Origin of the sequence: Kribbella sp. NPDC004536 (assembly GCF_042873835.1) — a bacterium.
Classification (GTDB): domain Bacteria; phylum Actinomycetota; class Actinomycetes; order Propionibacteriales; family Kribbellaceae; genus Kribbella.
Genome location: NZ_JBIALY010000002.1, coordinates 1905539 through 1925096, shown reverse-complemented (window position 1 = coordinate 1925096; position 19558 = coordinate 1905539). Strand labels below are relative to the sequence as shown.

Genomic DNA, 19558 nt, shown 5'->3' with positions numbered 1-19558 from the left:
CGGCCCCGCTTCCTGTCCGCAGACGCGCGCAGCAGCGCCAGCACAGACACCCCGTGCCGCCGGCAGAACTCACGCAGACCGGACCCCGGCACGTACTCGTCCAGCACCTCGTCAGGGACCTCAGGACCCACGCCCCGGCGCCTCACGACTCACGCCCGTAGACACCCCGCGGACGGCGTGCCCGCGGCAACGACATGTCCTCGTCCACAGCGGCCGCCGGAAGCCCCAGAACCGCCAGCAAGCGCGCCAAGGTCAGCGATTGCGAACGCAACTCGACCAGAGCGGGATGGATCTTCTTCTCGCCGAGTCTCGTCTCCATGACCAGACCCTCGGCATCGACCGTGGCCTGCAACTCAGCGACCGTATCCGCACAGCGGCAGGCCGCGGCGAGCACGACAAGCTCGGTCTCCGACGGATCGAACTCGTCGATAACCGCAGTCCACAGCCGCGCGCCGACCGTGCCACAGCCAGGCGGCGGGGGTGTCTCATCCATGGTTACTCCTAGTGATTTCCGGAAGTGGTTGGACGTACGGGGAGGAAAGAGATGACAGGCGGGTCAGGGCGGTCCCGGTCACAAAAAGCGACCATCTGATTACGACTTGTCATTGCGTCGCCTGCTGGTCAGTTGCCGGCGGCACCCATCTCACGCCTTGCGCCTTGGTGTACTGATCGCTGCGTCGACGGCCACCACGGCGGCGTCGTTGTGCTGCTGCTTCGGCGAGTGCCTTGCGCCACTGCGCTTGCTGCTCGTTCATCTCGTTCCGTTCAGCCATGCGTCGTCGTCGTACACGTAGTTGTCGATGTCGCCTTTGTCGCTGCGCTTTTCGCCACGTGGCGAAGTGCCAGGTTCGGCAGCCAAGGTGCCTACTACTTGGGTGGGGTACATGCGTACCTCTGACACCGTGGACAGGGGTACGGATTCCGTACCTGTGACAGGTACTGCTGGGCGTACCTCTGAGAGGTAACCGTCGTTCCATGTCTGAGGTACAGATTCCGTACCTCTAGCAGGGCTTGGGATCGTGGCCTGATAGACCGCAGTCACCTTCGGTCTGGCACGCCGCACGATGTCCAGGAACCCCAGCGCGCGCGCCAGCTTGACACGCTCACTGATACGCGGCGGTGCCACTCCGAGCTCGGCGGCCAGCTTGCTGCGCGGGATGGACACGATGCCGTCAGGCCCCATGTCGTCGAGCAGCCGCAGCAGCAACACCCGACACCCGTCAGTCATGCCGGGGCGCTTGGCGTACACCGCGGCCTTCCATCGGGGACGGCGATCAAGCCGCGGTCTCATCTCGCACGCTCGCGGTATGGAATGCGCTCTTCGGTACACCAGCAGGCGATATCCGACAGCTCAGGTAGCGTGACGACATACCCCTTGCCGGACGCCGACCAGCGCTTGGTGATGCCGGCGTCCGCCAGCAGTCCGCCGACGCCGCGGCCGGTCAGCAGCGCGAGATCACGTTCCTGATCGACGGCCGCCCAGATGAAGGTCTGCGGGGTCACACGGACCACCCGGCGTGCCCGGTACGGATCACCTGCAGCCAGCGAGCCACCGCCCGCGCGGTGCCCTGTACGTCCACGTACAGTCGCTCGGCGTACCGCCGAAGGTCCGCGGCCGCCTCGTAGTCGACGAGCCAGCGGTCGCCGATGAGCACCACCACCCGCGCGCCGTCCGGGGCGGACTCGAGATCAGCGACGAGATGACGGAGGCGGTCGTCCGCTACGCGCCGAAGGTCCACTAGCACGGTTCCGGTGGTGTTGAGCGGTACGCTGATCTCGGTTGTGGTGCTGAAGTTCCTGGAGTCCGCTCGGTTGGTGGCCGGGCGGATTCTCTTTGTGGTTTCCATCTAGGCCGCCTCCGGTCCGTCGTACGAAGGACGGAGCAGCGCGGCTAGTTTGTCTCGCTGGGACGCGGTCAACGGCGGAGCCTGGTCAACGACAGACCTGATGTGCTCCTCGAGCGTGACGACCTGGTACTCACGACGACGTTCCTCGACGACCTGCGCGAGCTCAGGATCATCAGGGTTCTTCGCGAGCAACGCGGCGGCGGACCCGACCTTGGCCCGTGCCTGACGGCGAGGCTTGGAAAGACTCGACATGCTGCAGCCACCCCACTTTCAAGGGGTTAGCGCTGCCCTAGCGTCGGTCGGCTGAACTGTACCGGTGGGCTCGTATCGAGTTGCCCTAAACCTTAGCGGTATAGGAACGCTTCCACGTCAACGACACGCGCCTTCTGTGACTGGTGTCGCAACCGGTCCAAGGCCTCGTACACCTTGCTGAGGTCGATCTCGTGCGAGACCGCGGCGCAGCCGCACCTGATGTGATTTCGCCCTGCCGCAGGCAGCTGCGTGCCATTCGCGGACCAGTCGGTCAGGACTTCATCCCACGTGACGACGGCGAGCAGGAACGGCTGGTTGCCGCGAGTGGCAGAGCAGTTGATCGTCAGTAGCCGATCCTTCGCCGGGATCGCTTGAAGCTCAGGGTTCTTCCGAACTCGAGCCTGCCGCTCGCCCGGTGTCGTACGGCCGTAGGAGAGCTTGCCGTACGCGTTGGGGTCGCTCATGCTGCCCCGCCTTCCGGTTCGCCCCGCCATACGATCGTGACTCGATCGGCCGTGGCCTGCAGGCGGTCATCGTCGGTTGACCAGCGGCCAAGGTTGGTCGTGCTCGGCCCGATGCGGATCTCCTCGAACAGGATCTGGACCACCTCACGCTGGCCCGTGACCGGCAGTTGCTCCCATGCCGTCCGGAAGTTGTCCGCGTTCACCAGGTCGACCAGGGCGGCCGGTACGGCCACCGATGATCGCCGGAGCTTCGCGGCCTCGATCTGCGGTGAGAGCTCGCTCTCGATGAGCGCGAGCGACGCCGGTGAGGTCTCGCCGCGAGCACCGGACCGGCGCCACTCGTCGAGGCGCTGCTCAAGAGCGGCCAGATGCTCGGCCGCCTCCTGCCCCTCCGTGTCGCCGCGAACCAAGAGGTCTCGAGCGTCGTCGCGCAGAAGCCTTCTCTCGATGAGCCGAGTCACGAACTCGTCGAGTTCCCACTGCCCGATGCCCGTGCAGCCGTTGACGTAGCAGACGTACTTCGTGGTCCTGCCTTCGCGCGCCGGCACCGCGTACATGGCGCCTCCGCACTTCGCATGAGCGCTGGTGTACGACAGGAGCCACTTCTTCTGCCCCGGCTTCGAGGTACGCCGGTCAGGGTCGTTGAGAACACGGTTGGCGGCATGCCACTCGAGCTCGGTCACGAGCCCAGGCCACACGCCGTTGTACGTCTTCCCCTCGTGGTCGCGCTTACCCATGTAGGCCTTGTTCCGGATCAAGGCCCGGAGCGTGCCCGCGTGCCACCTGCCGCCGCGTGGTCCAGGAATACCACGCTCGGTCAGGTCCCTGATGATGTGGATGATCGGCTCGGACCTGCCGATCCTGCGGAACAGGTCGACCACCACAGGCGCCGTCACAGGGTCGGGCAGCTGCACCAGGAACTCGTCCCATGGCATGTTGTCCGGACGCAGCACGGTGTTCGGGTTCCGCAGCTGGCGGAGGAAGCCGTACGGGACCTTGCCGTGGGGGATCGCGCCCTCCTTGCGTGCCGCGGCGAGCCGTACGCCACGCTTCACGCGGTCTGAGATCGTGTTCGACTCAGTGACGCCCTTCAGCAGCTCTCTCGCGAGTGCGTCGTAGTGGCGGGTCTTGCGTGGAGCGAACAGCTCCTCCTCGGACAGCACGTAGATCAGCACGCCGTTGTCCCGGCACAGGTCAAGCCAGATGGCCCCGTCCGCGAGGACCCGGCTGCTACGCGTCACCTCCCAGACGACCAGCACGTCGAGCAGACCGGCCGCCAGGTCCGCGGCGAGCCGCGCCCAGTCCTTGCGGGCCTTCGTCGCGAACCGGCTTGCCGACGAGCCGTCGTCGTACTGCCCGGCGAATACCCAGTCGGGCCGATCCTCGATCGCTTGGAGGCCGAGGAGGACCTGGTCGTCCACCGACTTCTGCTTGCCCTTGCTCTCGCGACCATAGACGCCGGCGCGGAGGGGTGTTGCGTTCTCCACCATGGCATGTACTGTACAGGTCAGCGGAAGGTTTTCATTGGCATGCCTCTCACCCTATGTCGGCCGGGTCGACGAGGTGTTCCAGTTCTTCGTCGGTGAGCTGGTTGATCAGGTGCTTGGCGCGCTGGGCCTGTGCGGTCGTGGGGAGCGCGCCGTCGAGCAGGCCGGGGAGGAGCAGTTCGTACCCGGCGCGGGCGCGTGGGGTGTACCGGTGGCGGGTACGGGCGACGGCCGAGGACACCCGGATCGCGTGCTCGTTCCCGGGCGGTACGCCGGGGCGGTCGGTCTCCCGGGCCGCGAACCGGAAACCGTTCGCGCGGTCGCAGCCCGGGCAGCCGAGGTCGCCCGCGCCGAGCTGGGCGCCGCAGTCCGGGCAGGTGAGCTGCTTCAGCGCGCCGTCGACGACCCGCCAGTCGAACTCGGAGGTGTCCTGCAGGACGATCTCGGCCAGCTCGCGGGCCTGCTCCGGGGGTACGCCGGACGCCGCGCGGAAACTGTCCCAGGCGGCGTCGATACTGTCCTCGACCTGCCGTACGGCGGTGTTGAACCGAGGGTGATCGGTGCGTCGCATGCCCCGGACTCTAGCCAGCCGGGGGCCTGTGGACGACCGGATTGACATGTTCGAACAGGTGTTCGAACATGGAGTTATGACGGGGACCGAGGCGGCCGGAAGTCGAGTCACAGCACTCGACCAGGCCCGCACGCTCCTCGCCCAGGCCAAAGCCCAGAAAGCCGCCGCGGAGGAGTCGGCGGAGGTGCGGCCTGCCCTGGGTGGTGGCCGGGTGCTTTCGGTGGCGCGGGTGCAGCAGGCGCTGGACACGGCGGAGGTGGAGCGGGAGCTGCCGACGCATCCGGCGGTGCGGGAGTTGCTGGCCGGCGCGGGGCTGCGCGGCGGCTCGGCGTACTCGGTGCGTGGCAGTGCGGCGCTGGTGATGGCGTTGATGGCCGGGCCGTCCGCGGACGGGGCCTGGTGCGGTGTCGTCGGGGTGCCGTCGTTCGGGGCCGAGGCGGCGCGCGGGCTCGGGGTGGACCTGGAGCGGCTGGTGCTGGTGCCGGATCCGGGGCGGGAGTGGCTGAGCGTCGTCGCGGCGCTGGTGGACGCGCTGACCGTGGTCGTGGTCCGGCCGCCCGGTGAGGTGACACCGGGGGAGGCGTCCCGGCTCGCGGCCCGGCTCCGGACCCGCGGCGCGATGCTGATCGCGTACGGGTCCTGGCCGGGCAGCGAGGCCCGCTTCGAGATCGAGAGCAGCAGCTGGAGCGGTCTGGGCGACGGTGAGGGCCTGCTCACTGCGCGCCGGGCGACGGTCGCCGTCTCGGGCCGGCGCGCCGCCGTCCACCCCCGCAAGCACGAGCTCTGGCTGCCGGCAGCGGACGGCGAGATCCGCACCGCCGACCTGCTCGAGAGCCGGACGGTCGCTGGGGACGAGCGAGTGGAAACAGTCCGCTCGGGACAGTGGGCAGAGCGCCCCACGAGCTGGGAGGAACCATCCCTGGCAGACGAGTGGCCCGAGCAGATCGGAGCAGTGGGGTGAGCTGGGGTGGTGGCGCGAGCTGGGGTGGTGGCGCGAGCTGGGGTGGTGGCGCGAGCTGGGGTGGTGGCGCGAGCTGGGGTGGTGGCGCGAGCTGGGGTGGTGGTTGACGGTGGGTGGGCGGGGGCTGACTCGGACGATGGTGATCTGGGTGCCGGACTGGCCGGTGGTGGCGGCCGCGGGGGCGAGCGGGCGGGCGCCGGAGGAGCCGATCGCCGTGCTGGAGAAGGGCAAGGTGCTCGCCACCTCCGCGACCGCGCGAGCCGAAGGGGTGCGCCGCGGGCAGCGGGCCCGGGACGCGCAGTCGCGGTGCCCGGAGCTGGTCGTGCTGAAGTACGACCCGGTGCTCGACGCCCGCGCGTTCGACCCGGTGATCTCCTGCCTGGAGGCGATCACGCCCGGCGTGCAGGTGATCCGCCCGGGGATGTGCGCGTTGAAGGCCCGCGGCCCGGCCCGGTTCTACGGCAGCGAGGAGGCGGCCGCGGAGAAGCTCCTCGACCGCCTGGAGACGTACGACGTGCAGGGCAGCCGGATCGGGATCGCGGACGGCCCGTTCGCCGCGGAGCAGGCGGCCCGGGTGAGTTCCGCGCGGACCCGGGTGCACGTGGTGCCGCCCAGCGGTTCGCCGCGGTTCCTCGCGCCGCTGTCGATCGACCTCCTCGAGCAGCCGACGCTCACGGACCTGCTGCGCCGGCTGGGCCTGCGGACGCTCGGCGCGTTCGCCGCGCTGCCGGCGACCGAGGTGCTGACCCGGTTCGGCCCGGACGGCGCGTTCGCGCACCGGCTGGCCCGCGGCCGCGACGACCGCCCGGTGACCGGCCGGGAGATCCCGCCGGAGCTCACCCGGACGCTCGACTTCGAGCCGTCCGTGGACCGGGTCGACCAGGTCGCGTTCGCGGTCCGTTCGATCGCCGACGAGCTGATCGTCCGGCTGACCGAGCTCGGCCTGGTGTGTACGACGCTGCGGGTCGAGGTCGGCACCGAGTCCGGCCGGGTGCACGAGCGGGAGTGGCTGCACCCGCGCTGGTTCACCGCGGCGGACGTGGTCGACCGGGTCCGCTGGCAGCTCCAGGGCAGCGGGACGGCGACCAGCGAGTTGACCTCACCGGTGGTCCGGATCCGGCTGGTCCCGGACCAGGCGGATCCGGTCGGGGCACATGCCGACGGGTTGTGGGGCGGCGGTCCGGACGAGCGGATCCACCGGGCGCTGTCGCGGGTGCAGAGCATGCTCGGCCACGGCGCGGTCGTGTCGGTGGTGATCGGCGGCGGGCGCGGGTTCGCCGAGCGGCAGACACTGATCCCGTGGGGCGACCCGGCGGTACCGGCCCGGCCTCTGGACCAGCCGTGGCCGGGAGCGGTCACCGGCCCCGATCCGAAACGCTGGCCGGCGCTGGCGCCGACCACGATCTTCCCGGAGCCGATCCCGGCGAAGGTGTTCGCCGCCGACGGCACCCTGGTCTCGGTCACCGCCCGCGGCGAGCTGTCCGGTGCGCCCAGCGCGTTCGCGCTCCAACCGGCCCGGGGCGCCGGCGTTCAAGTTGCCGACAGCAACAAGCTGTACCCGATCAGCTCCTGGGCCGGCCCCTGGCTGACCGCGGAACGCTGGTGGGACCCGGCCACCGAGTCCCGCCAGGCCCGCTTCCAGTTCCAGACCGCCGACACCCGCGCCTGGCTCTTCACCCTCACCCGCAACACCTGGCAGGCCCAGGCGACGTACGACTAGGAGAAGTCGATGCGCATTACGGTGCGGCGGATGGTGGGGTGGGTCAGTTGGTGGAAGCCGGCTTCTTCGAAGGCCTGGTGGGGGCCGACGTGGAGTTCGCCCCAGGTGATGGTCTTGCCGGGCTGGGTGCGCATCGGGTACGCCTCCAGCGCGCGGGCGCCGCGGGTGCGGGCGTGGTCGATCGTGGCGCGGGCCAGGTGGTAGGTGAGGCCGCGGCCGCGGAAGCCCTTGCGGACGACCATGCAGGTCACCGACCAGACCTGCTCGTCGTCCTTGTCCTCGGTGCGGTCGGCCCACGGGATCCGCGACGTCCGCAGCTTCGGGTACGCCGTCCGTGGCTCGACCGCGGCCCACCCGGCCGGTTCGCCGTCGACGTACGCGATCAGACCACTGGTGCACTGCCCCGCGTCCGCCGTACCGAAGACCGCCTGCAGGTCCTCCCACGGAGCCTCGTTGGCCGGTACGACGCGCACCTGTGTCTCCTCGATCACCTGCATGGTCAGCACGGTAAACCCAGTACCGGACGACCACCGTCCGGAACTAGGTTTGCAGTCATGCATCGCAGCCGTGTGTCCACGTTCCTGATCGACACCCACCGGGACGACGTGGCGGCCGCCACCACGTTCTGGTCGAAGGCGCTCGGCGTACGTACGTCGTCCCCCGAGGGCGAGCCGCAGTTCGTCAGCCTGCACGACGCGGTCCCCGGCTACGTGACCGCGATACAGGCGATCGACGGCGAAGCCCGCTACCACCTCGACATCGAGACCGACGACGTCCCCGCCGAGGTCGCGCGCCTGACCGGTCTCGGCGCCGTCGAGCTCGCCGACTGGCAGGGCTGCCACACCCTCCGTGCTCCGGGTGGCCACCTGCTCTGCGTCATCCCGGTCCACAGTGACCCGCAGCACTTCGAACAACACGCAACCGTCTGGGAGGGCGAATGACCGTTACCGTCCGGGACCTCGTGCCGGCGTTCCTCGAGTACCGGGCGGGCGGTGACTGGGACGGGTACGTCGCGAAGCACCCGGAGGTCCTCAACGACCTGACCCGATCCGGGCGAACGGTACAGCCGGCCCAACGGGAGAAGGCGTTCGCGGCGTACGAGCGGTACGCCGACCGCATCCGCGCCAACGCACCCCACGCCGCCCGCTGGATCGAGGAGGCGGCCGCCCGCGTCGTACCGCTCCTCGACGCAACCCACGTCGACATCAACGGCGTCGCGATGGTCGGCCTCGCCACCTCGAACGGCTGGGTCGCCGACGGCACGCTCTATCTTGCCGTCGAGCTGATCCCGGACGAACGTGCCGCGGAGATCCTCGCCGCGCACGAGATCGCCCACGCCCTGCAAGCACCGCTCCCCGAACTCCCATGGCCCGACCAAGGACCGCTCGGGCAGGACGTCTACAGCGAGGGCTTCGCGACGGCGCTGACCGCCGAACTCTTCCCGCAGTACTCGCTCGCCGAGCACCTGTGGTTCGGCCCCGGGTACGACGAGTGGTTCGCCGACTGCCGACGACACGAGGCCGCCGCGCGCGCCGAGATCCTCGCGAACCTCGACTCGGAGGACGAAGACGTCAGCCGTCGCTTCCTCACGCTGAGCGGTGAGTCCGCGTTCCCGCAACGGATCGGCTACTACGTCGGCACGCGATTCATCCAGCACCTGCGCGAGCAGCACGAATGGCCGGACCTCGCCCGCTGGTCCACGGACGAGGCCCTGAAAGAACTCCGCAACTGGCTGACGAACTAGGCGACCGGGACCGCGGATGGTTCGGCGAGCGCGAAGAGCCGGTCGAACACCGCAGCCCGGTCGAACCGCAACGCGTACTCCCGCGCGCGTTGCTCGGCCACGGCCCGCTGCTCGGGAGTCCAGTCGCAGACGACCTCGTCGAGCACCGTCCGCAGCGTGGCCGGGTCGCGCTGCGGCACCAGCAGGGCAGTGTCGCCGACCGCTTCCGGTACGCCGCCGGTCGCGCAGGTGATGACCGGTCCGCCGCCGGCGAGCGCCTTCTCGACCAGCGCGATCCCGAACGTCTCGACGAACTCCGGCTGCTCGCGGGTCGGCAGTACGAACGCGGCGCTGCCGGCCATCAGCGCCGGCTTCTCCGCGTCGTCCACGTCGGTCAGCAGCCGCACCCGGTCGCCCAGCCCCATGGCCGCCACCTGCGCCACCACCTCGTCCTCCTGCGGCCCGCGCCCGGCCAGGACCAGCTCGACCCGCTCGGCCGACCGCGAGCCGGCATAGGCGGCGATCAGGTCGTCGACACCTTTCGCCGCGGCGATCCGGGACAGGAACAGCACGTACCCGTTCCGCGAAAGGCCACGCCGGGCAAGGGTTTCGGCGATCCCGTCGTCGGTCAGCGACAGGTACGAGAAGGAGTCGACCGCCGGGTACGAGATGGCGATCCGCTCCCGGCACCGCTGCGCGAACGTCGTACCGTGCATCCCGTCGAGGGTCGCGGCCGAGGCCACGATCAGCTCCTTGGTGTACTCCGACACCGCCACGCAGTGGTCAGCGGCCAGGTAGACCGACAGGATGTGCGCGGCCGCCCCGAACCGGCCGCTGTTCACGCAGTCGCGGACCACGTTGGTGATGTCGGAACCCACCGCCTCGGCGATCGTGGTGACCCGGGCAGGCCCGATCCGGCGCGCCACCTCGACGGCCTCGTGGACGGCGATCGCGTGCGGGCTCAGGTACAGCGACATCGCCACCGTCGGCACCCCGTCGCTGAACAGTTCGACCAGCCGCCCGATCAGCCCGGACAGGTACCGTCCGTCCGGGACCCGGTAGTCGCCGACCGGACCCGGCCGCTCCACGGTGATACCAGGGCTGTACGGCAGCACGCGATCGAGTGGCTTCATCGGCAGCCCGGCCGCCTCGAGCGCATCCAGCGGCCAGGTCACGATACGTACGTCGTCGAACCCGCGGGTGAGCGCCACCTCCGCGAGGCACCGGGCCTCACCGGAGTGCCCGCAGATCACCGGGTCGGCGCGGACGACGACAACCAGCCGGCGCGCGGGTATGGACGTGTCGTTGGTGATGGTCATGCCTCACCTCCAGGATCGGATGTCGACGGTGGCCTGATCCGGGTGCCCCAGCCGGAGGGCCGGGGTCCGAGTTCGATGTGCAGGTTGCGGATCCGCCGCAGTTCGCGGCCGGAGATCCACGGGCGTTCGAGGGTCTTGCCGTCCACCGCGACCGACTGGACGTACGAGACCGGTCCGCCGGCCTCGACCGGCTCGAAGTCGGTCGTGGTGATCGACAGCTCGCCTGCCGGCAGCCGGACGGTGGACTCCGCCACGGCCGGCGCGCTCAGCAGGAACAGGTTCTGCCCGGCGACCGGGAACAGCCCGAGCGTCGCCCAGACGTACCACGCGGACAGCCCGCCGGAGTCGTCGTTGCCCGGCAGCCCACCCCGGCCGGTGCCGAACTGGTTGGCGACCGCGGCATGCACCACCTCGGCCGTTCGGTCCGGCCGCCCGGCGTAGTGGTAGGACCAGGGTGCCTCGTAGTCGGGTTCGTTGTTCAGCCCCTCGAAGCGGCACAGGTCGTACCCCGCGTTCATCTCGGCCACGCTCGGCGCGACTCCCGGCTGGGTGACCGGTACGGCGTCGTACCCGAAGAACCGGTCGAGCAGCCCGACGAACGCGTCGTCGCCGCCCGCGAGCGCGATGCGTGCGCGCATGTCGTGCAGCAGCCGGAACGAGTAGTTCCACCGCCCGCCCTCGTAGAACGTCGAGTCGCGCAGCAGGCCGGTGCCCGGGTCGTACGCCGCCTGCCAGCCCTTGGCGAGGTCGCGCATCTGCTGGACCAACGGCCGGTCGCGCACCTTGTCGGCGATCGCCGCGGTGCAGTGATACGCGTACGCCAGGTCGAGCGTGTGGCTGATCGGGTGCGCCACACCGTGCACCAGGTAGTCCTCGCCGTACGTCCGGCGCAGGTCCATCTCCAGGTGCACCATGGCCCAGTCCCAGTCGATACCGGGCAGGTCCAGCTGGCACAGGTCGGCCAGGAACGTGTGCGCGAGCGCGCTGCCCTGCCGGGAGAACCGGTCGGCGCCCTTGGCCATCCGGTAGCCGATCGGCAGGTTGCCCTCCTGCTCGCAGATCGACAGCAGTGCGCCGGCCAGTGCGACCGAACGCTCCGGGAACAGCGTGGTCATCAGCGGCAGCTGGGTCCGGTAGATGTCCCACATCGTGCAGATGTCGAACGCGTACGGGCCTTCGGTCGTCCACGACGGGCTCTCGTCCGGGGCGAAGCACGGCTTGACCAGCGAGTGGTAGAGCGCCGTGCCGAAGATCGTCGCCTGGTCGTCGGACTCGGCCTTGATCTGGACCGTGCCGAGATGGTCGCGCCAACCGGCTGCCGTCCGCTCGCGCCGCCCGGCGAACGTGGTCCGGCCGCTGCCGACGTCGGTGTGCAGGTTGTCGCGGGCGGTCTCACACCCGCGCAGCGAGAACCCCAGCCGCACCTCGACGGTCTGCTCGGCGCGCGACGGGCCGATGAAGATCAGCCCGAACGGCCGCAGGGTGGTCGGCCTGATGTAGTCGAAGTCGAGGCGGGTGCCGCCGGGCATCAGCCGCCGGTCGTACCACAGCAACTGCCGCCAGCCGGGCGCGTCGACCTCCAGGTGCACGGCCAGCGGTACGCCCTCGACGTGGATCTCGCCTTGGGCGACTCCGGGCTCGAGCAGCGCCAGATGCGCCTTCAGCGGCACGGTCCGGCTGTGCGGGATGGCCAGGCCACCCGTCGAGGCGTCGATGACGATCCGGGCGGCGTCGTTCGCCGGGAAGGTGTACCGGTGGACGGCCGACTTGGGGCCGACCGTCAGCTCGCAGCGCACCCCCGAGCTCAGCGTCGCCGCGTAGTAGCCCGGCGCGGCCACCTCGTCGACCAGGTCCCAGTTGGTGCCCAGGTCGTCGAGCGGACCGAGCATCGGCGTGACCTGGAAGTAGTTGTAGTACTTGCGGATCGCACCGGTACCGGACTGCTGGAAGTGGGTGAAGCCGGAGGCGACCGGGCGGTCGTGCAACAGGTCGGGCACGCCCTCGGTGTTGAAGTCGTAGAGCCCGTAGCCGGTCGGGTAGGCGCCCGAGTACGGGCAGGCCGACACCATCCCGAACGGGTGCATGGCGCCCGGATGGGTGTTGCCGACCTGCGGTTTGGGCCACCACCAGGTCGCTGCCAGGCCCTTGGGCGTAGGCAGGTCGGTGGCGCCGGTCCCGATGAAAGGGTCGACGTACTCGTACATCGGGCTCACCCCCCTCGCACGACGTGGACTCTCAAAGTAGGAAGCGCAGATTTCAGCCGGATGTCCGAAGGAAACGCGCAGGTTACGTCCGGGTGTCGGCTGACAGCAGAAGCCGGTGATCCGGGCGCATTCCGGGCCTACGCTCCCAGACATGACAGAGCTCGCGGCGACGTTCAAGCAACAGGCAGTGGCGGAGGCGTACCAGCATCGGCCGCCGTACCCGGACGAGGTCTTCGACCGGCTCCTCGACCTGATCACCGACGCACCGCGCCGGGTCCTCGACATCGGTGCGGGGGAGGGAGCGATCGCCCGCCCGCTGGCGCCCCGGGTCGAGCACGTCGACGCGATCGACTTCTCCCGGCCGATGGTCGACGCCGGCAGGCAGCGCGCCGGCGGCGACCACCCGAACCTCAGCTGGCAGGTCAACCCGATCGAGACCGCCGACCTCGACGGCCCGTACGCACTGGTGACGGCCGGCGCCAGCATCCACTGGATGCCCTGGGAGGCCACGTTCGCGCGGATCGTCCCGCACCTCACCCCGAAGGCGCAGCTCGCCGTGATCGACCACGGAGCGGTCGACGAGCCGTGGCTGGGGGACCTGATCCCGGTGATCGAGCGGCACTCCCGCAAGCAGAACCACGACCCGAAGTTCGACGTCGTCGAGGCGATCGTGGAACGCGGCCTCCTCGACCTGACCGGCAGGACGCGCACGACGCCGGTCAGCTATCGGCAGACAGTCGCCGACTACATCGAGAGGCTGCACTCGACCTCCAGCCTGGCGCGCGACCTGATGCCCGCCGAGGAGGCCGCCACGTTCGACGCGAGCGTCGCGGAAGTGCTCCGGCCCTATGCGAAGGACGGCGTGCTGGACCTGACGATCCAGGCCGAGCTCAGTTGGGGGCGCCCAAGGTAGCCGCGCGACCCAGCAGATACACCTGCTCGGGAGTGCTCTGCGTGAGTCGTGCGGCGAGCTCGTACGCCTCCCGCGCGGCCGCGGCATCGCCCTCCAGTTCGAGCAGGTGCGCGCGTACGGCGGCCAGCCGGTGATGGTCGCGCAATGCCGGTTCCACGTCGGCTAGCAACGCCAGCCCGGCGGCCGGGCCGTGCACCATCGCGACCGCGACGATCCGGTTCAGGGTCACCATCGGCCCGGGCGCCGTCGACTCGAGGAGTTCGTACAGCATCAGGATCTCGCGCCAGTCCGTCTCGCCGGCGTCCTTGGCCGCGTCGTGCACGGCCGCGATCGCCGCCTGCAACTGGTACGGCCCGACCGGCGCCGTACGCAACGTCGACTCGATCAACTCGGTGCCTTCGGCAATCGACGCCGCGTCCCACAAGCTCCGGTCCTGCTCCGGCAACGGCACCAGCGCCCCGGTGGCCGTAGTACGTGCGGGCCGCCGCGCGTCCGTCAGCAGCATCAACGCCAGCAACCCGGCAACCTCGCCCTCGGCCGGCAACTGCGCACGCAGCAGCCGGGTCAGCCGGATCGCCTCCGCGGACAGCTCGACCCGGTGCAGCGACGTGCCCGACGAGGCCGTGTAGCCCTCGTTGAAGATCAGGTACAGCACATGCAGTACGGCAGCCAGCCGCTCGGGCTGCTCCGCGGCCGGCGGCAGCGCGAACCGCGCGCCCTGCAGCTTCGCCTTCGCCCGGCTGATCCGCTGCCCGATCGTTGCCTCGGGCACCAGAAACGCGCGGGCGATCTCGCCGGTGGTCAACCCGCCGACCGCCCGCAACGTGAGCGCCACCTGCGACTGCGCCGTCAGGTCCGGGTGACAACACAGCATCAGCAACGTCAGTGAGTCGTCCTCGGACGAGGCCGGCTCCGGGGGAGTCCACGACGCGACGGTCTCCTCGCGCCGCGTCCGCGCCGCCTCGCTGCGCAGTACCTCGATCCGCCGCCGGGACGCGACCGTGATCAGCCAGCTCCGCGGATTCGCCGGTACGCCGTCGGTCGGCCACTGCAGCGACGCCGCCAGCAGCGCTTCCTGTACGGCGTCCTCGCACGCGTCGAAGTCGCCGTACCGCCGGACGAGCGCGCCCAGCACCTGGGGCGCCTGCTCGCGGAGCAGTTCCTCGAGCATCAGCTGTACGCGCCGAGATCCCGCACCGGGCGGACCTCGACGACGCTGAACGGCGCCTCCGGGATCCGCGCGACGATCTCCGCCGCGCGGTCCATCGAGTCGCAGTCCAGCAGGTAGAAGCCGGCCAGCTGCTCCTTCACCTCGGCGAACGGGCCGTCGGTGGTGAACGGTTTGCCGTCGCGGACCAACACCTGTTTGGTGAGGGCCGGGTCGTCGAGCGATTCGGACGCGACGAGCTCCTGGTGTTCGGCCAGCTCCGCGTGCAGAGCGGCGTACCCCGCCATGCCTTCCTTCTTCTGTTCGTCGGTCAACGAGTCCCACACCGCACGGGACTCCGGGTTGCCGTAGATCAGTACGAGGAACTTCATCTGCCCAGCGTAAGCATCACCGGGGGATATCGATTGGGGCTTCCCCCGGTACGCCGCGCGCAAACCCGTCGAAGCACCCCAGTAGAGTTACGACGGGTATCCAGGGTGGAGAGAGGGAGGGGTCGCGTGCCGGACTTGGAAGTGTCCGACCGGGTGTGGACGATCCCGAACGCGCTCAGCTTCCTTCGGTTGCTGGGGGTGCCGCTGTTCCTGTGGCTGATTCTCGGGCCGAAGGCGGACGGCTGGGCGCTGCTGGTGCTCGCGGTGTCCGGGTTCACCGACTGGGCCGACGGCCAGATCGCCCGCCGGATGAACCAGACCAGCCGCCTCGGCCAGATGCTCGACCCGGTCGCCGACCGGCTGTACATCTTCGCCACCGTGCTCGGCCTGGCGCTGCGCGACATCATCCCGTGGTGGCTGGCGATCGCGCTGCCGTTGCGGGACGTGCTGCTCACGCTGACGTTGCCGGCCCTGCACCGCCGCGGCTTCAACGCGCTGCCGGTGCACTTCCTCGGCAAGTCCGCCACCTTCTGCCTGCTGTACGCGTTCCCGCTGCTCCTGCTCGGCGACGGCGGCAGCACCCTCAACCTGCTCGCCCGCGTGATCGGCTGGGCGTTCGCGATCTGGGGCACCGGGCTGTACTACTGGGCCGGCGCGCTGTACTTCGCCCAGCTGCGGCACCTGGTCCAGACGGTGAAACCGATCAAGGACACGGCCGGGTGACCCAGCAACCCGCTGCGCAGTCTCCTGGGCAGCCTCCTGGGCAGCCGTCTGGGCAGACGCCACCTCGGCGCGTCGACGCGTCGATGTCACTGCTGAACAACCTGATGGCGCACCCGATCGACGAGGGGTACGCCGTCGCGGCCCGGACCCGCTCCGGCTCCGGCGGCAAGCCGGCCCGCTCGCGGCACCGGACCATGCTGGTGATCGCTGCGGCCGTGCTCGGCTTCCTGCTCGCGGTCGCCGCCGCGCAGAACTACCGGGCCGCGCCCGAGGCCGAGAAGCAGCGCAAGGAACTGATCGACCGGATCAACCAGGCCGACGACCGGCTGAACCAGTTGCGCACCCACCAGTCGCAGCTGTCCGACGAGGTGCGCGGGCTGCAGGCGAGCGGGCTGAGCAACGACAGCACCGGCGCGGCGCTGCAACAGAAGCTCGACGGCCTCGAACTGCAGGCGGGTGCGATCGCGGTCACCGGCCCCGGCATCAAGGCGGTCATCGACGACGCGAAGAACGCCGACGCCAAGGAAGGCCGGTTGCTCGACGTCGACCTGCAGCAGCTGGTGAACGGGCTGTGGACGTCCGGCGCGGAGGCGATCTCGGTGAACGGCCACCGGCTCACGTCGCTGACCGCGATCCGCGGCGCGGGCAGCGCGATCACGGTCGACTACAGTTCGCTGACCCCGCCGTACACGGTGCTCGCGATCGGGGACACCGCGACCATGCCGGCCCGGTTCGCGCAGAGCTCGGGCGGTCAGTGGGTGCAGTACCTGGTGAGCAACTTCGATGTCCGGATGACGATCACGACGGAGGATTCCTTGCTGGTGCCGGCCGATGCGACGATCGCGTTGCGCTATGCGAAGGAGAAGACGAGATGATCGCCGTCCTCGGCCTGGTGATCGGTGTCGTGGTCGGCCTGCTGGTCGCACCGGACGTCCCGGAGTGGGCGCAGCCGTACCTGCCGATCGCAGTGGTCGCCGCGCTCGACGCTGTCTTCGGTGCGCTGCGCGCGTTCCTGGACGGGATCTTCGACGACAAGGTGTTCGTCGTCTCGTTCGTGTCGAACGTGCTGATCGCGGCGCTGATCGTCTACCTGGGCGACCAGCTCGGCGTCGGCTCGCAACTGTCCACCGGTGTGGTCGTCGTGCTCGGCATCCGCATCTTCACCAACATGGCCGCGATCCGCCGGCACATCTTCCGGGCCTGACCATGACCGACGAGCAGCCCGAACAGAGGCCAGAACAGGCGCCAGAACAGCAGCCCGGGGCAGGGCCCGAGGTGCCGACCCCGATGCCGGCGCCGAAGAAGCCGCGGACGCCGAACCTGGCGCTGCGCCGGTTGCGGACCGGGTTCAAGCCGTCCCGCGGCCAGGCGATCGTCGCGGTCGTGCTCGCGCTGGTCGGCTGCGTCGCGGTCGTCCAGGTCCGGGTGAACCGCGCCGACGACGGCTATCAGAACGCCCGCCGCGAGGACCTGATCGCGATCCTCGACGGCCTCGGCCAGAACACCCGCCGGCTGGAGAGCGAGATCGCCGACCTGGAGGAACGGAAGAACTCGCTGTCCTCCAGCGCCGACAAGGCGCAGACCGCCCGCGAGCAGGCCGAGGCCCAGATCCGTACCCTCGAGATCCTGGCCGGCACCGTGGCGGCCGTCGGCCAGGGGGTCCGGATCACACTGAACGACCCGCAGGGCAAGATGACCTCGAGCAACCTGCTGGACGCGATCGAGGAACTGCGTGACGCCGGTGCCGAGGCGATCCAGATCAACGGGGCGGTCCGCGTGGTGGCCAGTACGGACTTCGTGGACGACCCGCCGGGGATCCGGATCGACGGCCAGAAGGTGAACTCGCCGTACGTCATCGAGGCGATCGGGGAGTCGCACAACCTGGCCGAGGCAGCCAACTTCCCGGGCGGTCTGGTGAGTGAGGTGACCGGTCCGCAGGTCGGCGGAACGGCCGAGGTCAACGAGTTGGACAGCGTGTCGATCACCGCCTTGCACGCGCCGGACGAGCATCGTTACGCTCGCCCGGCGCCAAGCCCCACCAAGTAGCAGCAAGTAGGCAGCGCCACCCATCAGAGAGAGGGACCGAAGGTGTACCCCGAAGACCTGAAGTACACGGCCGAGCACGAGTGGGTGAAGGCCGGCGAGGAAGGCCCGGTGCGGATCGGTATCACCGACTACGCCCAGGACCAGCTCGGCGACATCGTGTACGTGCAGCTGCCCGAGGTCGGCAGCACGGTGCGGGCCGGCGACGCCTGTGGGGAGCTGGAGTCGACCAAGAGCGTGAGCGACCTGTACGCCCCGGTGAACGGCACCGTGACCGCGGTCAACGAGGCGCTCGCGGACCAGCCGGAACTGATCAACACCGATCCGTACGGCGAGGGCTGGCTGCTCGACATCGACGTCGAGGACGCCGCCGAGGTGGCCGCGCTGATGGACGCCGACGCGTACCAAGGCCAACTCGACCAGGGCTGACCGCCCACTGATAGCGTTACGGGCCTCAACCGCTGGTCGAGGGTTGGGGCCTATTGCCACACTGTCAACACGGGGTCTATCGAAAACGTCGCCGGACCACCGGCGATCGGGAGGATCACAGCATGCCGTTCTGCAACCAGTGCGGGCACGAGAACTCCGAGGGCAGCAGGTTCTGCTCGCAGTGCGGAGCGATGCTGCCTGGCGCGGACCGCCCCGCGGCAGCTCCGGCCCAGCCGCAGCAGCAGCCGGGCGTCACCGACACCGCGATGCTGGCCCCGATCGGCGTCGAGCCGGAACCGGAGCAGACCGGCGAGCCGCTGACCGCCGACGACCAGGCCGCCGTCGGTGCGCTGCCGGCCGGGGCTGCCCTGCTGATCGTCCAGCGCGGGCCGAACGCGGGCAGCCGGTTCCTGCTCGACGTCGACGTGGTCACCGCCGGCCGGCACCCGGACAGCGACATCTTCCTGGACGACGTGACGGTCTCGCGCCGGCACGCCGAGTTCCGCCGCGACGCGTACGGCGTGAAGGTCCGCGACGTCGGCAGCCTGAACGGGACGTACGTGAACCGCGACCGGATCGACGAGGTCCAGCTGAACAACGGCGACGAGGTCCAGATCGGCAAGTACCGGCTGGTGTACTACGCCAGTGGCCAGGCCTGACCCGAACGCCGGAGGACCTGCGGGCGCGCGCGGCATCGGCGAGGTGCTGCAGCTCCTGCAGGCGGAGTTCGCCGACGTCACGATCTCCAAGATCCGCTTCCTGGAGGCCGAGGGGCTGGTGACACCGGCCCGGACGGCGTCCGGCTACCGGAAGTTCAGTGCCGCCGACGTCGAGCGGCTGCGGTACGTACTGACCGCGCAACGCGACCAGTACCTGCCGCTCAAGGTGATCAAGGAACACCTCGGCGCCATCGACCGCGGCCTGCAGCCGTCCGCCGCGGGTCCGCCGGTCGCGCCGAGTTCGTTGCCGCAGACCCCCGGTCAGCCGGTCGCCGACGACTTCGGTGCCACCGGCACCGAACTGCGGCTGACCCGGAACGAGCTGCGGACCGCGGCCGGCGTACCGGACGGGCTGCTCGCCGAGCTGGAGAGCCACGGCCTGGTGGTGGCCACCGGCAACCACTACGGCGGCGACGCGATCGTGATCGCGAAGGTCGCGGCCGAGCTGGCGGCGTACGGGCTGGAGCCCCGGCACCTGCGGGCGTTCCGGACCGCGGCGGACCGCGAGGTCGGCCTGATCGAGCAGGTCACCGGGCCGCGGCGGACCGACCAGACCGCCGAACTGGCAGCACTCACGGTCCGCCTGCATACCGCACTGGTCCGGTCGCGGCTGCCACGTCCGTAGGCCGTCCACACCCGAACCC

General features: G+C 70.0%; 26 protein-coding genes. 12 read left to right on the top strand and 14 right to left on the bottom strand.

Features of this window, described 5'->3' with window-relative positions:
* Nucleotides 1–142: 142 nt before the first annotated feature.
* From ACFYRU_RS24000 to ACFYRU_RS23960, 9 genes are all read right to left on the bottom strand, one after another.
* Nucleotides 143–493, bottom strand: a complete 351-nt coding sequence (locus ACFYRU_RS24000) for a P27 family phage terminase small subunit (protein ID WP_387662506.1) — start codon at nt 491–493, stop codon at nt 143–145.
* 109 nt (nt 494–602) lie between these two features.
* The gene (locus tag ACFYRU_RS23995; protein ID WP_387662504.1) at nt 603–773 is read right to left on the bottom strand and encodes a hypothetical protein; all 171 of its coding nucleotides are present in this window, start codon (nt 771–773) and stop codon (nt 603–605) included.
* The gene (locus ACFYRU_RS23990; RefSeq protein ID WP_387662502.1) at nt 752–1249 is read right to left on the bottom strand and encodes a hypothetical protein; all 498 of its coding nucleotides are present in this window, start codon (nt 1247–1249) and stop codon (nt 752–754) included. Before ACFYRU_RS23990 ends, ACFYRU_RS23995 begins: the two co-directional genes overlap by 22 nt.
* A 38-nt stretch (nt 1250–1287) precedes the next feature.
* Entirely contained in the window at nt 1288–1503 is a 216-nt protein-coding gene (locus tag ACFYRU_RS23985) for a hypothetical protein (RefSeq protein ID WP_387662501.1), read from the bottom strand.
* The gene (locus ACFYRU_RS23980; protein ID WP_387662499.1) at nt 1500–1847 is read right to left on the bottom strand and encodes a hypothetical protein; all 348 of its coding nucleotides are present in this window, start codon (nt 1845–1847) and stop codon (nt 1500–1502) included. Before ACFYRU_RS23980 ends, ACFYRU_RS23985 begins: the two co-directional genes overlap by 4 nt.
* A complete protein-coding gene (locus ACFYRU_RS23975) occupies nt 1848–2099 on the bottom strand; it encodes a hypothetical protein (RefSeq protein ID WP_387662497.1) in 252 nt (83 codons plus the stop codon). It lies immediately after the preceding gene.
* A 92-nt stretch (nt 2100–2191) separates the two neighbouring features.
* On the bottom strand, nt 2192–2563 hold the full coding sequence (locus ACFYRU_RS23970; protein WP_387662495.1) for a hypothetical protein: 372 nt from the start codon (nt 2561–2563) through the stop codon (nt 2192–2194).
* Nucleotides 2560–4053, bottom strand: a complete 1494-nt coding sequence (locus ACFYRU_RS23965) for a recombinase family protein (RefSeq protein ID WP_387662493.1) — start codon at nt 4051–4053, stop codon at nt 2560–2562. Before ACFYRU_RS23965 ends, ACFYRU_RS23970 begins: the two co-directional genes overlap by 4 nt.
* Nucleotides 4054–4099: 46 nt before the next feature.
* Entirely contained in the window at nt 4100–4621 is a 522-nt protein-coding gene (locus ACFYRU_RS23960; protein ID WP_387662491.1) for a hypothetical protein, read from the bottom strand.
* 76 nt (nt 4622–4697) lie between these two features.
* On the opposite strand from ACFYRU_RS23960, the gene ACFYRU_RS23955 reads away from it, so the two are divergent.
* Nucleotides 4698–5582 carry a hypothetical protein gene (locus ACFYRU_RS23955; protein ID WP_387662489.1) on the top strand — a complete coding sequence of 295 codons (885 nt, stop codon included), beginning with the start codon at nt 4698–4700 and terminating at the stop codon, nt 5580–5582.
* A 136-nt stretch (nt 5583–5718) separates the two neighbouring features.
* Entirely contained in the window at nt 5719–7302 is a 1584-nt protein-coding gene (locus ACFYRU_RS23950; protein WP_387662487.1) for a DNA polymerase Y family protein, read from the top strand.
* Here the strand turns inward: ACFYRU_RS23950 and ACFYRU_RS23945 are convergent.
* A complete protein-coding gene (locus tag ACFYRU_RS23945; RefSeq protein ID WP_387662485.1) occupies nt 7299–7799 on the bottom strand; it encodes a GNAT family N-acetyltransferase in 501 nt (166 codons plus the stop codon). The two genes, ACFYRU_RS23950 and ACFYRU_RS23945, sit on opposite strands and share 4 nt — an antisense overlap.
* A 57-nt stretch (nt 7800–7856) precedes the next feature.
* On the opposite strand from ACFYRU_RS23945, the gene ACFYRU_RS23940 reads away from it, so the two are divergent.
* Together ACFYRU_RS23940 and ACFYRU_RS23935 are read left to right on the top strand one after the other, a co-directional pair.
* The gene (locus tag ACFYRU_RS23940; RefSeq protein ID WP_387662484.1) at nt 7857–8243 is read left to right on the top strand and encodes a VOC family protein; all 387 of its coding nucleotides are present in this window, start codon (nt 7857–7859) and stop codon (nt 8241–8243) included.
* A complete protein-coding gene (locus tag ACFYRU_RS23935) occupies nt 8240–9046 on the top strand; it encodes a hypothetical protein (RefSeq protein WP_387662482.1) in 807 nt (268 codons plus the stop codon). The genes ACFYRU_RS23940 and ACFYRU_RS23935 overlap by 4 nt, the downstream gene beginning before the upstream one ends.
* On the opposite strand, the gene ACFYRU_RS23930 is transcribed toward ACFYRU_RS23935, so the two are convergent.
* Both ACFYRU_RS23930 and ACFYRU_RS23925 read right to left on the bottom strand, forming a co-directional pair.
* Nucleotides 9043–10344 (bottom strand): glycosyltransferase family 4 protein, encoded by a 1302-nt coding sequence (locus ACFYRU_RS23930; RefSeq protein ID WP_387662480.1) that lies wholly within the window; start codon nt 10342–10344, stop codon nt 9043–9045. The two genes, ACFYRU_RS23935 and ACFYRU_RS23930, sit on opposite strands and share 4 nt — an antisense overlap.
* On the bottom strand, nt 10341–12548 hold the full coding sequence (locus tag ACFYRU_RS23925) for a glycoside hydrolase domain-containing protein (RefSeq protein ID WP_387662478.1): 2208 nt from the start codon (nt 12546–12548) through the stop codon (nt 10341–10343). The genes ACFYRU_RS23930 and ACFYRU_RS23925 overlap by 4 nt, the downstream gene beginning before the upstream one ends.
* A gap of 151 nt (nt 12549–12699) precedes the next feature.
* Between ACFYRU_RS23925 and ACFYRU_RS23920 the strand changes: the two genes are divergently transcribed.
* Nucleotides 12700–13461, top strand: coding sequence for a class I SAM-dependent methyltransferase (locus ACFYRU_RS23920; RefSeq protein WP_387662476.1), 762 nt, complete (start codon nt 12700–12702; stop codon nt 13459–13461).
* On the opposite strand, the gene ACFYRU_RS23915 is transcribed toward ACFYRU_RS23920, so the two are convergent.
* Complete coding sequence (locus ACFYRU_RS23915; protein ID WP_387662474.1) at nt 13439–14632, bottom strand: RNA polymerase sigma factor; 1194 nt, start codon at nt 14630–14632, stop codon at nt 13439–13441. The genes ACFYRU_RS23920 and ACFYRU_RS23915 overlap by 23 nt on opposite strands.
* Entirely contained in the window at nt 14632–15000 is a 369-nt protein-coding gene (locus ACFYRU_RS23910; protein ID WP_387662472.1) for a YciI family protein, read from the bottom strand. The genes ACFYRU_RS23915 and ACFYRU_RS23910 overlap by 1 nt, the downstream gene beginning before the upstream one ends.
* A 126-nt stretch (nt 15001–15126) precedes the next feature.
* Between ACFYRU_RS23910 and ACFYRU_RS23905 the strand changes: the two genes are divergently transcribed.
* The 7 genes from ACFYRU_RS23905 (at nt 15127) to ACFYRU_RS23875 (ending at nt 19539) form a co-directional block, all read left to right on the top strand.
* Nucleotides 15127–15723 carry a CDP-alcohol phosphatidyltransferase family protein gene (locus ACFYRU_RS23905; protein ID WP_387662470.1) on the top strand — a complete coding sequence of 199 codons (597 nt, stop codon included), beginning with the start codon at nt 15127–15129 and terminating at the stop codon, nt 15721–15723.
* Nucleotides 15720–16598, top strand: coding sequence for a DUF881 domain-containing protein (locus ACFYRU_RS23900; protein WP_387662468.1), 879 nt, complete (start codon nt 15720–15722; stop codon nt 16596–16598). The genes ACFYRU_RS23905 and ACFYRU_RS23900 overlap by 4 nt, the downstream gene beginning before the upstream one ends.
* Nucleotides 16595–16927 carry a small basic family protein gene (locus ACFYRU_RS23895; RefSeq protein WP_132285273.1) on the top strand — a complete coding sequence of 111 codons (333 nt, stop codon included), beginning with the start codon at nt 16595–16597 and terminating at the stop codon, nt 16925–16927. The genes ACFYRU_RS23900 and ACFYRU_RS23895 overlap by 4 nt, the downstream gene beginning before the upstream one ends.
* Nucleotides 16928–17010: 83 nt before the next feature.
* Nucleotides 17011–17769, top strand: coding sequence for a DUF881 domain-containing protein (locus ACFYRU_RS23890; RefSeq protein ID WP_387662465.1), 759 nt, complete (start codon nt 17011–17013; stop codon nt 17767–17769).
* 42 nt (nt 17770–17811) lie between these two features.
* Nucleotides 17812–18195 (top strand): glycine cleavage system protein GcvH, encoded by a 384-nt coding sequence (gcvH, locus tag ACFYRU_RS23885; protein ID WP_387662464.1) that lies wholly within the window; start codon nt 17812–17814, stop codon nt 18193–18195.
* 122 nt (nt 18196–18317) lie between these two features.
* The gene (locus ACFYRU_RS23880; RefSeq protein WP_387662462.1) at nt 18318–18854 is read left to right on the top strand and encodes an FHA domain-containing protein; all 537 of its coding nucleotides are present in this window, start codon (nt 18318–18320) and stop codon (nt 18852–18854) included.
* The gene (locus ACFYRU_RS23875; protein WP_387662460.1) at nt 18841–19539 is read left to right on the top strand and encodes a MerR family transcriptional regulator; all 699 of its coding nucleotides are present in this window, start codon (nt 18841–18843) and stop codon (nt 19537–19539) included. The genes ACFYRU_RS23880 and ACFYRU_RS23875 overlap by 14 nt, the downstream gene beginning before the upstream one ends.
* The last annotated feature ends 19 nt before the right edge of the window (nt 19540–19558 follow it).